Here is a 12,329-nt window from a genome sequence, read left to right on the forward strand (position 1 = left end):
GCAAGGCATCCAGCAGGGGAAGCTACCCTGCGCCTGGCCCCTGAAACGCCGCCGGCAGTCATTCGCAGCCTTTTTGCGCTGAGGCATGCCAGATGAGCGCAGCGAAGAACAGCAGGGTGCGTGAATACCTCGTTAACCTGTCCAGGCGGCAAAAACGCCTGGTGCAAGTGTGCGCCGACGTGGTGTTGATCTGGCTAGCATTGTGGTTGTCGTTCATCGTGCGCCTGGGCATCGATGAGATGTACAACCCTATAGTCGAGCATCGCTGGCTGTTCATGGCTGCACCGGTGGTGGCCATTCCGCTGTTCATTCGCTTTGGCATGTACCGGGCGGTAATGCGTTATTTCGGTAATGACGCCTTGGTCGCGATCATCAAGGCGGTCACCCTGTCATCGCTGATATTGGCCGTGGTTGTGTATTGGTACAGCAACCACCAGGTCCTCGTCCCTCGGTCCATCGTGTTCAACTATTGGTGGTTGAGCATGGTGATCATTGGCGGGTTGCGCCTGGTCATGCGCCAGTACTTCATGGGTGACTGGTTTACCGGCGCCCATCAGATACCGTTCGCCAGCCGCGATGACGGCTTGGTCAAAGTGGCTATCTATGGCGCCGGTACGGCCGGCAACCAGTTGCTTGCAGCACTGCGCATGGGCCGTGTGATGCGTCCGGTGGCGTTCATCGATGACGATGGCGATCTGGCCAATCGGGTCATTTCCGGCTTGCAGGTCTACAAACCGAAGCATCTGCAGCAGATGATCAAGGAAACCGGAGCGCAAGAGATCCTGTTGGCCCTGCCTTCCGTGTCGCGCGCCCGGCGCAAGGAGATACTGGCCCTGCTTGAGCCCTACCCGCTGCATGTGCGCAGCGTGCCGGCCTTTGCCGACCTGGCCAGTGGCCGGGTCAAGGTAGATGACATTCAGGATGTCGACATTGCCGACCTGCTTGGGCGGGACCCAGTGCCAGCCCAGGAAGATCTGCTCGAACGCTGTATTTACAAGCAAACGGTCCTGGTTACCGGGGCAGGGGGCTCCATAGGCTCAGAGCTTTGCCGCCAGATCATCGGGCTCGGGCCTACTACATTGCTGCTGTTCGATCATAGTGAGTACAACCTCTACGCGATTCTTACCGAACTGGAGCAGCGCATTGCACGCGAATCGCTTTCGGTGAGGCTGTTGCCCATTCTGGGCTCAGTGCGTAATCAGCAACATCTGGCAGATGTGATGGCGACCTGGCGTGTAGCCACTGTCTATCATGCGGCCGCTTACAAGCATGTGCCGATGGTTGAACACAACATGGCCGAGGGCATTCTGAATAATGTCTATGGCACGCTCTGTACGGCGCAGGCGGCTCTGCAGTCAGGCGTCGCGAACTTTGTGCTCATCTCCACCGACAAGGCAGTACGGCCTACCAATGTAATGGGCGGCACCAAGCGGCTGTCGGAGTTGATTTTACAAGCCCTCAGCCGCGAGACGGCTCCCGTGTTGTACGGTGACAGCAGCAAGGTTGCGCGAGTCAATAAAACCCGCTTCACCATGGTGCGGTTTGGCAACGTACTGGGGTCCTCTGGCTCGGTGATACCGTTGTTTCACAAGCAGATCAAAAGTGGTGGCCCGATCACGGTTACGCACCCAAAAATCACCCGCTATTTCATGACTATCCCCGAAGCTGCCCAGTTGGTCGTGCAGGCCGGGGCTATGGGCCAAGGCGGGGACGTCTTCGTTCTCGACATGGGCGAGCCGGTGAAAATCGTAGAGCTGGCCGAAAAAATGATTCACCTGTCGGGCCTTAGCGTGCGTAGTCCAGCGAACCCCAGCGGCGATATCGCAATTGAGTTCACAGGGTTGCGCCCGGGGGAGAAACTGTTTGAAGAGTTGTTGATCGGTGACGACGTTTCTCCTACGGTTCATCCCATGATCATGGTGGCGAATGAAGATTATGTAGGCTGGGAATTTTTACGTGAACGTCTGGGTGTAATGCTCAACGCTGTTGCCGTTGATGATTTTGCCCGTATCCGTCAATTACTGAGGGAATTGGTCAATGGCTACGCGCCATCAGGTGAAATTGTCGACTGGATCTACCAGCAACAACAAAAAAGCTAATTGCTGCTTTTCGGTCTGCGCCGTGCCTTGCTGAAGGGTAACCAGGTCATTCATTCTCCCGTTACCGAATTCATGACGTTGAACCCTCATGCCATCGCCGCAGATTGCCGCGTGCCGCGTGTCGGTTGTTGAGGCCTACATGCTGGAAAACAAGATCCGTGCCCTGGTAGTGGTGGGGCCCGGCGGCGCCATGGTCGGTGTTGTCGAGATTTTCGACGGCAACCCTGGGTCTTGATACTAGGCCGCTTCTAACGCAGAAGCGGCCTAGTTCATCATCGCAGCTTAAACAATGGTCAACGGCGGGAACGACTTGACCAGATCATCGAGCGCCTTGATTTGCGCGAGGAAGGGTTCCAGCTTGTCCAGTGGCAGGGCGCTGGGGCCGTCACACTTGGCTTGATCAGGGTTAGGGTGGGCTTCCAGGAACAGGCCGGCCAGGCCCACGCCCATTCCCGCACGCGCCAGCTCTACTACCTGCTCACGCCTGCCCCCGGAAGCCGCGCCGGATGGGTCACGGTTTTGCAGGGCATGGGTAACGTCAAAGATGATCGGCAGATCTTCGCAGGTGCGTTTCATGACGCCGAAGCCAAGCATGTCCACGACCAGGTTGTCGTAGCCCATGCACGTGCCCCTGTCACACAAGATCAGCTGGTCATTACCCGCTTCCTTGAACTTGTGCACGATGTTCTGCATTTGCGACGGGCTAAGGAATTGCGGCTTTTTGATGTTCACTGGCTTGCCGGTTTTGGCGAGGGCGACCACCAGGTCTGTCTGACGGGCGAGGAAAGCCGGCAGCTGCAGTACATCGACCACTTCCGCGACCGGGGCCGCCTGGTAGATTTCATGAACGTCGGTGATGATCGGTACGCCGAACTCGGCCTTCACCTTTTCGAAGATCCGCAGCCCTTCTTCCATGCCGGGGCCACGGTAGGAGTGGATCGATGAGCGGTTCGCTTTATCAAAGCTGGCTTTGAACACATATGGGATGCCCAGCTTCTGTGTGACGCGCACGTATTCGGCACAGGCGGTCAGCGCCAGGTCTTCAGACTCGAGAACATTGATGCCGCCGAACAGCACAAAAGGAGCCGAGTTGGAGCATTCGATGGTGGAGTTGATCTTGATCATTTTTTACTCGATAGGCCCAGGGGCAGCCATTGGTTACATGGCAAAGGAATTGTGGTCAGCACGCCCTTGCTAACAGTGGATGGGCTGATTCTACAGCCTTTCTCCTGCTTTTTGAGCAAGGGCGGGTAGGGGAGCTTCTGGCCGGCCCTTATGGGTTCAATTTCGGTCAGAGGTGTCGTCGCATTTGACCACTGAGGCAAGGCGCTGGCTCAGGGTATTTACCCCCGCCTTGCTGGCAGCCTGAACGACAGCGCCGAAGAGGTTTCGACCCATTCCTGCCAACCTAGTGAGCGATATCCATCGGGCCTGAAGTGGTTGGGCGGATAATCGCGACGTCAACATGATAATTGGCATGCTCGGTGGAGCGAGCATCTGTACGCAGGGTTGCACTCAACACGACTTCTTGCTGACTGTTGATGTCTGCCAGGTAATGCTGAAACTGATGATCTTTCACCAGGATCAGCACCACGCACTGCGCGCCGCTTGCAAGTTGGTCTTTCATCTCTGCCTGGCTGAATGCAACTGCTACGTTCCGCTGGTAACTCTCGACCAGATCGCGCGTTACAAGGGTGTCCAGCGTCAGTGCCCCAGAGAGCCCACGGTGATTGGCTAGCCTGGACGCGGTCAGCACATGCCCACACATTTGCAGAAACAGCGACTCGTACCACTCCACAGCTCTACCCCTGCATCAAAAGACCAGTATAGATACCGTAAATTGCTTGAGCTTTCTACAAAGCATCATTCATCGGCATGCCTGAGTGATGGATGCACTGGGTGCTTTCGGCTGTCCAGGTTGCTACTGAGAACAGTCAAGGTGTAGCTGGGCGTTGGTGATCGTCTTCGTGGGCACATGCCGTAGGAACATGGCCGCGCAGATGTGGTAGGGGGTAGTTGAACGAGCGGGACTTGATGACAATATTTCTACCCTGGGCCTGTATCGGCGGGTCAAGGTTCGTGTGCGGTGAAGTGACCGCTTTTCGAGCGTAGGCGAAGTTGGTCGACCTGCTGACCAATTCGGTAATCAATTGTCCCGGTTTGTGGGTGTTTGGCTGCGGGAGTGGACGCTAGAGTGGTTAGCACAGCCGAAGGAAACCGGCTGCTGTAAAAGACCAACCCAAGGAGTGTTCACCATGCGTAACAACGTTCTGTCGTACCTGCTGCTGCCGCTGTTCGCCAGCCTGTCCTTTTCCCTCAGTGCCGCCCCGGCCAATACGGCAGCGGTTGCCGAACCGGTGCCGATAGTCAGCCAGCAGCAGGTGCAGCAGCCGCAACGGCTGGACCTGAACAAGGCCGATGCCCTGACCCTGCAGAAGGAGCTGAATGGCATTGGCAAGGCCAAGGCCGAGGCTATTGTGGCCTACCGCGAAGCGAACGGGCCGTTTGCCTCGGTGGATGAGTTGCTGGAGATCAAGGGGATAGGCAATGCCCTGCTGGAGCGCAACCGGGACAAGGTGATGGTGGAGTAACTGCGGGGGGGCAGGGGTGATGCCGTAGGCAGGCCCCCGGCCTAATGCCAGTCAGTTGAGTAATTTAGGGCCGCTTTGCGACCCTTCGCGGGCACGCCCGCTCCCACAGGGGATCGCGCATTTCTTGAGTTCAGCACCTCAACGTGGACTGCCCCCAATAAGTTGGACAGTTTCAGCTAGCAGCCCCTGCAGCATGAGCCCTGTATTTCACAGGGCTCATGCCATTGAGCTTTAGCTTGATGCGGTCATGGTTGTAGTAGTGGATGTACTCATCCAGACCGGATTTCAGTTCTTCAACGCTCTTGAAGCGCTGCGGGTAGAAAAATTCGGACTTAAGCGTACCAAAAAAGCTCTCCATAGCCGCATTATCCAAGCAGTTTCCTTTGCGTGACATGCTCTGCTTCACCCCTTGCTCGGCCAGTTTGTGGCGGTACTGCGAGTGTTGGTAGTGCCAGCCTTGATCCGAGTGGAGTACCAGTTTCGGCTTGTTTCCCAGGCGCTTGAAGGCCTTGCCCAGCATGTTGGTAACCAGCCCAAGGCATGGCCTGCTGGCCACTTCGTAGGCCACAATTTCGGCGTTGTACAAGTCCATCACGGGGGAGAGGTAGACTTTTTCCTGAGCCACTTTGAACTCGGTCACATCGGTCACCCACTTCTGATTCGGGCGCTGGGCGATAAAGTTTCGCTCCAGCAGGTTGGGCGCGATGGTGCCGACGACTCCCTTGTACGACCGATATTTTTTCGGCCGCACGAGTGAGCGAAGATCAAGCTCGATCATCAAACGCTCCACCACTTTTTTGTTAACCAAGGTCCCGCCATTGCGGATCACGATCGCAACGCGCCGGTAACCGTAAAGCCCTTTTTCCTCGTGATAGACACGCTGAATCATCTGCTTCAGAGCAGCATGCTTATCAGGTTTGGCCTGCGCTTGAAGCTGGTAATAGAACGTACTGCGCGGCAGATCCGCCAACTCCAGAACAGCGGCCAAGGGAAACCTGTCCTTGAGCGCAGACACGATCAGGGTTTTTTGGGCTGCCTTCGCTCCTGCTTCTTCAACTCTTCCAGCTTTTTTAGGTAAGCGTTCTCCATGCGCAGCCATTCAAGCTCAGCCAGCAACTGGTCGCGGCTTTTATCGGTGTCATCAGAGGTTGTGGGTTTGATGGGGTAAGGCTTTTTCGACATGGCAGCAGGTTTTCTTCTCTTGGGAGCAGGCGAAGCCGGACTTCCACTGTAGTACTGCCGCGCCCAAATGCCTATCTGCGAAGACTGACCAAGACCAAAATGGGCGGCGGTCTGGCGCAAGGAAAGCTGATGCTTGTGCATGTACTCAAGGACTGAGCGCTTGTAGGTCGCACTGTACCGCTGGCCTGGTTTACGCAGACTGAACTGGCCATGTTTCTGGAAGCTGGAGACCCAGCGCCGCAGCAGGCTGAAGTCCACTGCAAGTCGCTGGGCTACTTTTCGGAAACCTTCACCACCCTCCAGGTAGGCATGAACGGCTGTAAGCTTGAATTGGTCTGAGTACTTGCTCATATGGACACCCCAAGAAATTGGATTGGTGTCCAACTTCTTGGGGGCAGTCCAACGTGTGGGAGCGGGCGTGCCCGCGAAGGGCTGCAAAGCAGCCCCAGTAACGCTTAACTAACAGGCATTAGCCCCCAGCCCCGGGCAACGGCGGGCCGTCTCAGCGATCCCGCGCATCCTTGGCATCTGCCTCGGCGTTGCGCTCATGCACCTTGCGCAGTTGCTCATCGGTAAGCGGCAGTTTCTTGGCCGTGTCGCGCAACATCATCAACCCGCCGACGATGGAGCCAAGGGCTATGATGAGGATCAGCCAGGCATACCAGGGCATTGTCGTTCTCCTTTGATCGGGCCATGGGCAACGCTTGTGTAAAGTTTGAGCAATTACCCGTTCCGTTGGTTCAATTATAGGTGCCGGCCCGTGCTGGGCCAATTCCGTGACCTGCGGGCCCCAAAGCCCGCGCCACTTCGTTTACAATGCGCGCCGTTTTCGACTTGCCAAGAGACCCTGCCATGTCCGCCTGCCAGACGCCCCTGATCGTCGCCCTGGATTTCCCGACCCGTGATGCCGCCCTGAAGCTGGCTGACCAGCTTGACCCTGCGCTGTGCCGGGTAAAGGTGGGCAAAGAGCTGTTCACCAGCAGCGCTTCGGGCATTGTTGAAACCCTGTGCGCCAAGGGCTTCGAAGTGTTCCTCGACCTCAAGTTCCACGACATCCCCAACACCACGGCCATGGCGGTAAAGGCAGCGGCCGAAATGGGGGTGTGGATGGTCAACGTGCATTGCTCCGGTGGCCTGCGCATGATGGCGGCCTGCCGCGAAGAGCTGGCCAAGCGCAGCGGCCCGCAGCCGTTGCTGATTGGCGTGACCGTGCTGACCAGCATGGAACGTGAAGACCTGGCCGACATCGGCCTGGATGTAGACCCGCAAGAGCAGGTATTGCGACTGGCGGCATTGGCGCAGAAAGCGGGCATGGACGGGCTGGTTTGCTCGGCGCTGGAGGCACCAGCCTTGAAGGCGGCGCACCCCGCGCTGCAGTTGGTGACCCCGGGTATTCGCCCGGCGGGTAGCGCGCAGGATGACCAGCGCCGCATCCTCACCCCGCGCCAAGCGCTGGATGCCGGCTCGGATTACCTGGTGATCGGCCGGCCCATCAGCCAAGCGGCAAACCCTGGCCAGGCGCTGTCAGCCGTTGTTGCCGAAATTCGCAGCTGAGTGCCGAGCCATCGTTGGGCTAAAGCCTTCCGCGTTAGGCGCTCTGTTCACATGCCTGTGTTACGGTCACATCGAGTAAGCAGCCCGTGAGTTCCCCACTGTTGTCGAGAACGTCAATGTCAGCCGATGTATTAGTCGAATCCCCGGCCCAGCGCTGGGGAAGGAAGGTCAACAGCTATGTTCTCCCTTTGGGTTGGCTGGTCATGCTCACGGGCATGTTCTGGGTGGGGGAACGTTCTCTCTACCACAAGCTGTTCTATATCCTGCTGGCAGTGCCAACCTTGGTGGCGCTGCTATTGCAGCCGGCAATGCTGAAAAAGCTGGCCGGCAATCCTTTATTCATCGCATTCCTGGTGTTTTGTGCGTACACCATGCTGAGCATTGCATGGTCCGACTCGGCCAACTCCGCAGGGAGCTTGCTGAAAAGGCCGTTGTACATCGCCATGGTGCTGCTATCGGCAGGCATGATCAGCCTGCATGCCCCGGCCCATCTTCAGCAGTGCGTGCGCATCGCTGCAACTCTGGTAGGGATAGCGGCGGCCTTGTACCTCGGCTATTTCCTGCTTTACCAACGGCCAGCGGGTGCCAGCCGGCTGGAAGGTTACGGGGCCCTGTACAACCCTCTACTAACCGCTCATGTGCTGGGCGCTTTCACAGCCGTATGGCTGGCGTACTGGTTCCAGGCAAAACGCGTGCTCGACCCGATGTCGCTGGTGTGGCTGGCGATCCTGGGCGCCACGGTAGTAGCCACAGGTTCACGGACACCTTTGATGGGCCTGGGCGCGGCATTGGCGTGGCTGATTATTGTCGGCGACCGTAAACGCGGGCTGTTGGCGCTGGCTGCGGTGTTGGTCGCGCTGCTGGGCATGGTGCTGGTCTACCCGGAGGCCGTCACGCAGCGGGGCTTGTCCTATCGCCCGGCCATTTGGCTGGAGGCGCTGCGCCAGATTGGCGAGCATCCATGGCTGGGGCATGGTTACGACGCGCCCATGACCGTGATTATTCCGGGCCTCGCGCAAACGCTTGCCGACCCTCATAACATCGAGTTGGGCGTGCTGTACGCGGGCGGGGTGGTGGGCCTGGTGCTGTGGATGACGATCTACAGCCTGGCCATGTACTTCTGCTGGAATTATCGCAAGCACCCTGGCGTAACGCTGGCTGCCACCTGGCTGATCTTCGGCTTTGTTTCGGGCCTGACTGAAGGCAGTGCATTCATGTCACGCCCGAAAGAGCATTGGTTTCTGATCTGGATTCCGTTGGCGCTGGTCTACGGCCAGTCACTGATCCATTGGCAGCGCGGCCGCGTTACTTAAGACCAGAGCAACCGCCACAGCCCGCGCAGGGTCTTGCGGTTCCAGTACCTGAGCGGGATTTGCGCAAGCATTTCCCGGCTCAGCGCTTTGTCCCGGTTGGCGTACTTCAATAGCATGGAGTTGCGGAATTTCATGCAAACCTGCTCGTACTGCGGATGGTCGCTGAACACTGCAAAGGTTCGCAGTACGTTATCAACCATGAAGCGGCCGTTCTTGAAGGTATTGGTGGGGTGGTCACGGTACTGCGCCAGTACTTCACCCAACACGTCGATGTAATAACCGGCCCGGGCAATCGACAACTCGATGTAAACGTCTTCCAGGCGGATATCCGGGTTGAAGCCACCTACCTTTTCCAAGGCCTCACGGCGCAGCATCAAAGTGGCTGCCATGGGCCCTGGCTTGCGGTCGAGAAACAAGTCGTCGAAGTCCAGGCGGCGGAAGGGCAGGTTGCGGTTGCGCTGCTCACGGGCACCCATCACCTTGCCGTCCTGGTCGATGGTTTCGATGTTGGCTGAGCAAATTCCCACCTCGGGCTTGCCCTGCATATACGCCACCTGGGTGGCGATACGGTGCGCAAGCATGATGTCGTCAGAGCCAAAAGGCACTATCAGGTCGCCCTTGGCTTGCGCGATCGCATCGTTGAGGGTGCGTGCCAGGCCCTGGTTGGCCTGCAGGCGTAGGTAGAAACCGTGCTGCTGCTGCAAACGCTTGAGCAATGCGGGGCTGTCGTCCTTGGAACCGTCATCGATCACCAGAAGCTCGATATTCTTGTAGGTCTGGTTGATGACGCTCATGATGCTGGCTTCGATGTAGCGCGCATGGTTGTAAGACGCGATGATCACTGTCACCAACGGATTGTCAGTAACGGCGTGATTCTCAGAACACATTTCAAACCCCTAGCGTTGATCCGTTTTGTCTGACGCTTAGGTGCAGACTGCCTGTTTGCCCAGGCCTGAAGTGATGGTAATCCAATGTCTTGCTCAGGCTTTACCCATTCTAAATGAAGGGGCAACGAAGGGATACGGCAGGTATCGGACAGGCAAGGTCAACCTGTGAATCCGGTACGCCGATGGGGGCTGCAATTCGCGGCGCCAGCAGGGCCACGGGCGCCTGCTGAGCGTGCGGGAATGAGGGGGGGGGGGGCTGTGCTGCGCAGCCCGGCGTGAAGCCAGGCCGCAACTTCCGGGGGCTGCGCATTCGGGTAGGGTTAAACCTTCAGCACCAACTTGCCGAAATTCTCACCGTTGAACAGCTTCAGCAAGGTCTCAGGGAAGGTCTCCAGCCCCTCCACCACATCTTCCTTGCTTTTCACCTGCCCGCTGGCCAGCCACCCGGCAATTTCCTGTGCGGCCTTGCCGTACTCCTTGGTGTGGTCCATCACCACAAAGCCTTCCATGCGCGCGCGGTTCACCAGCAATGCCAGGTAGTTGGCCGGGCCCTTCACCGCTTCCTTGTTGTTGTACTGGCTGATGGCGCCGCAAATCACGATGCGCGCCTTGAAGTTGATGCGCGTCAGCACGGCGTCCAGAATCTCGCCGCCCACGTTGTCGAAGTACACGTCCACGCCTTTCGGGCATTCGCGCTTCAAACCGGCCAGCACGTCTTCGGCCTTGTAGTCGATCACCCCGTCAAAGCCCAGTTCGTCCTTCAGGTACTGGCACTTCTCGGCGCCGCCAGCAATGCCCACCACGCGGCAACCCTTTACTTTGGCAATCTGCCCGACAATGCTGCCCACCGCACCGGCCGCGCCGGAAATCACCACGGTGTCGCCAGCCTTGGGCTGGCCCACTTCCAGCAGGGCGAAGTAGGCGGTCATGCCGGTCATGCCCAGCGCCGACAGGTAGCGTGGCAGCGGCGCCAGGTTGGGGTCGATTTTGTGCAGGCCCTGGGGCTCGCCGGTGAAGTAGTCCTGCACGCCCAGCGCGCCGCTTACATGGTCGCCGGGCTTGAAGTCCGGGTGGTTGGAAGCCACCACCTCGCCCACGCCCAGCGCGCGCATCACCTGGCCCAGGGCCACGGGCGGAATGTAGGACTTGCCTTCGTTCATCCAGCCGCGCATGGCGGGGTCCAGCGACAGGTACAGGTTGCGCACCAGCACCTGGCCTTCGCCGGGTTGCTCGGCAGGTACGGTCTCGTAGCTGAAGTCGTCTCGGCGCACGGCACCCACCGGGCGTTTGGCGAGCAGGAAGCGGCGGTTGGTTTGGCTCATGACGGGGTCCTTGTAGGCAGTGGAGGGAAACAGGGCTTCAATCTACCCTGTTGATGAAGACTGGTCCTTAATATCACTGACAAGCATGGCAGCCCAAATGCTCATGTGATGATGCTGCCCCGCCAGCCAACGCCTGACTATGCTCTGAACCCCACCATACCGTCACAGGAGCGCGCGATGAGCATGACCTTTTCTGGCCAGGTAGCCATGGTTACCGGCGCGGCGGCCGGCATTGGCCGGGCAACCGCCCTGGCGTTCGCCCAGCAGGGTTTGAAGGTGGTAGTGGCCGACCGCGACACGGTCGGCGGTGAAGCCACCGTAGCGCTTATCCAGGCAGCGGGGGGCCAGGCGCTGTTCATTGCCTGCGACGTAACCCGTGACGCATCGGTGCGCCAGTTGCACGACGAGCTGATGGCGGCCTATGGCCGGCTCGACTATGCCTTCAACAACGCCGGTATCGAGATCGAGCAGCATCGCCTGGCCGATGGCAGCGAGGCCGAGTTCGACGCCATCATGGGCGTGAACGTGAAGGGGGTGTGGTTGTGCATGAAGTACCAGCTGCCGTTGCTGCTGGCCCAGGGCGGCGGGGTGATCGTCAATACCGCTTCGGTGGCAGGGCTGGGCGCGGCGCCGAAGATGAGCATCTACAGTGCCAGCAAGCATGCGGTCATCGGCCTGACCAAGTCGGCGGCCATCGAGTACGCCAAGAAGGGCATCCGCGTGAACGCGGTGTGCCCGGCGGTGATCGACACCGACATGTTCCGCCGTGCCTATGAAGCCGACCCGCGCAAGGCTGAATTCGCCGCGGCCATGCACCCGGTCGGGCGCATTGGCAAGGTGGAGGAAATTGCCAGTGCGGTGCTTTACTTGTGCAGCGACGGCGCGGCGTTTACCACTGGCCACTGCCTGACCGTGGACGGTGGGGCGACAGCGATCTGATGAAACCGACTTCAGCGCAGCTAAAAGCGACAAGACATAGCTATTTGACACTATTCTGACGTCAGGCCCTTGTTCAGCAGCAGGCAACGTTGCCAACCTTGGCCTTCGGGTTAACCTCGCAAGCACAAGGGGAATGGGCAATGGGCGCGAGCAAGCATGGTGTGCTGGCCAACCTGGGCATGGCCCGTAAACTGGGGCTGGGCTTTGCCCTGGTGCTGCTGCTGACACTGGCGGTCGCAGCCATTGGTGTTGCGGCGTTATACAGCGTGGGCCAGCGCTTCGACAGCTTGCGCCAGCTGGCCCAGTTCAATACCGACCTGCTGCGCTTGCGCCAGCACGAACAGGCATTTGCCCTGCGTTCCGACCTGAAACAGGCCGAGGCGCTGCGCAGCGGCCTCAAGGGGCTGGCCGAGCGCGCCCGTACCCTGCCGGCGCTGACGGC

12 protein-coding genes are annotated in these 12,329 nt (G+C 58.9%); 6 read left to right on the forward strand and 6 right to left on the reverse strand.

Annotated elements, in window-relative coordinates; genetic code table 11:
• Positions 1-92 precede the first annotated feature (92 nt).
• Positions 93-2,099 carry a polysaccharide biosynthesis protein gene (locus tag GEV39_RS06325; RefSeq protein ID WP_054911858.1) on the forward strand — a complete coding sequence of 669 codons (2,007 nt, stop codon included), beginning with the start codon at positions 93-95 and terminating at the stop codon, positions 2,097-2,099.
• A gap of 88 nt (positions 2,100-2,187) precedes the next feature.
• Complete coding sequence (locus GEV39_RS06330) at positions 2,188-2,334, forward strand: hypothetical protein (protein WP_236184573.1); 147 nt, start codon at positions 2,188-2,190, stop codon at positions 2,332-2,334.
• A gap of 47 nt (positions 2,335-2,381) precedes the next feature.
• On the opposite strand, the gene kdsA is transcribed toward GEV39_RS06330, so the two are convergent.
• Together kdsA and GEV39_RS06340 are read right to left on the reverse strand one after the other, a co-directional pair.
• Entirely contained in the window at positions 2,382-3,224 is an 843-nt protein-coding gene (gene kdsA / locus GEV39_RS06335; RefSeq protein WP_054911859.1) for a 3-deoxy-8-phosphooctulonate synthase, read from the reverse strand.
• Between the two features lie 283 nt (positions 3,225-3,507).
• Positions 3,508-3,897, reverse strand: coding sequence for a hypothetical protein (locus GEV39_RS06340; protein WP_232892666.1), 390 nt, complete (start codon positions 3,895-3,897; stop codon positions 3,508-3,510).
• A 457-nt stretch (positions 3,898-4,354) separates the two neighbouring features.
• On the opposite strand from GEV39_RS06340, the gene GEV39_RS06345 reads away from it, so the two are divergent.
• Complete coding sequence (locus GEV39_RS06345; protein WP_029885250.1) at positions 4,355-4,690, forward strand: ComEA family DNA-binding protein; 336 nt, start codon at positions 4,355-4,357, stop codon at positions 4,688-4,690.
• Between the two features lie 172 nt (positions 4,691-4,862).
• Here GEV39_RS06345 and GEV39_RS06350 read toward each other — a convergent pair.
• Positions 4,863-6,223 (reverse strand): IS3 family transposase gene (locus tag GEV39_RS06350; protein WP_238706607.1). Its coding sequence is split into 2 segments (ribosomal slippage): positions 4,863-5,755 and positions 5,755-6,223, totalling 1,362 coding nucleotides; the frame shifts between segments, so codons are not numbered across the junction.
• A gap of 151 nt (positions 6,224-6,374) precedes the next feature.
• On the reverse strand, positions 6,375-6,542 hold the full coding sequence (locus tag GEV39_RS06355; protein ID WP_009685950.1) for a DUF2897 family protein: 168 nt from the start codon (positions 6,540-6,542) through the stop codon (positions 6,375-6,377).
• Between the two features lie 182 nt (positions 6,543-6,724).
• On the opposite strand from GEV39_RS06355, the gene pyrF reads away from it, so the two are divergent.
• Together pyrF and GEV39_RS06365 are read left to right on the forward strand one after the other, a co-directional pair.
• On the forward strand, positions 6,725-7,426 hold the full coding sequence (gene pyrF / locus GEV39_RS06360; protein ID WP_054911860.1) for an orotidine-5'-phosphate decarboxylase: 702 nt from the start codon (positions 6,725-6,727) through the stop codon (positions 7,424-7,426).
• 116 nt (positions 7,427-7,542) lie between these two features.
• On the forward strand, positions 7,543-8,739 hold the full coding sequence (locus GEV39_RS06365) for an O-antigen ligase family protein (RefSeq protein ID WP_054911861.1): 1,197 nt from the start codon (positions 7,543-7,545) through the stop codon (positions 8,737-8,739).
• Here GEV39_RS06365 and GEV39_RS06370 read toward each other — a convergent pair.
• A complete protein-coding gene (locus tag GEV39_RS06370; RefSeq protein WP_009685947.1) occupies positions 8,736-9,626 on the reverse strand; it encodes a glycosyltransferase family 2 protein in 891 nt (296 codons plus the stop codon). The two genes, GEV39_RS06365 and GEV39_RS06370, sit on opposite strands and share 4 nt — an antisense overlap.
• Positions 9,627-9,946: 320 nt before the next feature.
• Positions 9,947-10,948, reverse strand: coding sequence for an NADP-dependent oxidoreductase (locus tag GEV39_RS06375; protein WP_054911863.1), 1,002 nt, complete (start codon positions 10,946-10,948; stop codon positions 9,947-9,949).
• Between the two features lie 177 nt (positions 10,949-11,125).
• On the opposite strand from GEV39_RS06375, the gene GEV39_RS06380 reads away from it, so the two are divergent.
• On the forward strand, positions 11,126-11,887 hold the full coding sequence (locus tag GEV39_RS06380; protein WP_173887906.1) for an SDR family oxidoreductase: 762 nt from the start codon (positions 11,126-11,128) through the stop codon (positions 11,885-11,887).
• Positions 11,888-12,329: the final 442 nt, after the last annotated feature.

Origin of the sequence: Pseudomonas sp. NY5710 (assembly GCF_013305665.1) — a bacterium.
In the GTDB taxonomy this organism is placed as follows: Bacteria; Pseudomonadota; Gammaproteobacteria; order Pseudomonadales; family Pseudomonadaceae; genus Aquipseudomonas; species Aquipseudomonas juntendi.

Excerpts from the sequence above, each read along its gene's own strand:
- GEV39_RS06325 (WP_054911858.1), top strand. The coding sequence starts at position 93 with ATGAGCGCAGCGAAGAACAGCAGGGTGCGTGAATACCTCGTTAACCTG.
- GEV39_RS06330 (WP_236184573.1), top strand. The coding sequence starts at position 2,188 with ATGCCATCGCCGCAGATTGCCGCGTGCCGCGTGTCGGTTGTTGAGGCC.
- kdsA (WP_054911859.1), bottom strand. The coding sequence starts at position 3,224 with ATGATCAAGATCAACTCCACCATCGAATGCTCCAACTCGGCTCCTTTT.
- GEV39_RS06345 (WP_029885250.1), top strand. The coding sequence starts at position 4,355 with ATGCGTAACAACGTTCTGTCGTACCTGCTGCTGCCGCTGTTCGCCAGC.
- GEV39_RS06355 (WP_009685950.1), bottom strand. The coding sequence starts at position 6,542 with ATGCCCTGGTATGCCTGGCTGATCCTCATCATAGCCCTTGGCTCCATC.
- pyrF (WP_054911860.1), top strand. The coding sequence starts at position 6,725 with ATGTCCGCCTGCCAGACGCCCCTGATCGTCGCCCTGGATTTCCCGACC.
- GEV39_RS06365 (WP_054911861.1), top strand. The coding sequence starts at position 7,543 with ATGTCAGCCGATGTATTAGTCGAATCCCCGGCCCAGCGCTGGGGAAGG.
- GEV39_RS06370 (WP_009685947.1), bottom strand. The coding sequence starts at position 9,626 with ATGTGTTCTGAGAATCACGCCGTTACTGACAATCCGTTGGTGACAGTG.
- GEV39_RS06375 (WP_054911863.1), bottom strand. The coding sequence starts at position 10,948 with ATGAGCCAAACCAACCGCCGCTTCCTGCTCGCCAAACGCCCGGTGGGT.
- GEV39_RS06380 (WP_173887906.1), top strand. The coding sequence starts at position 11,126 with ATGAGCATGACCTTTTCTGGCCAGGTAGCCATGGTTACCGGCGCGGCG.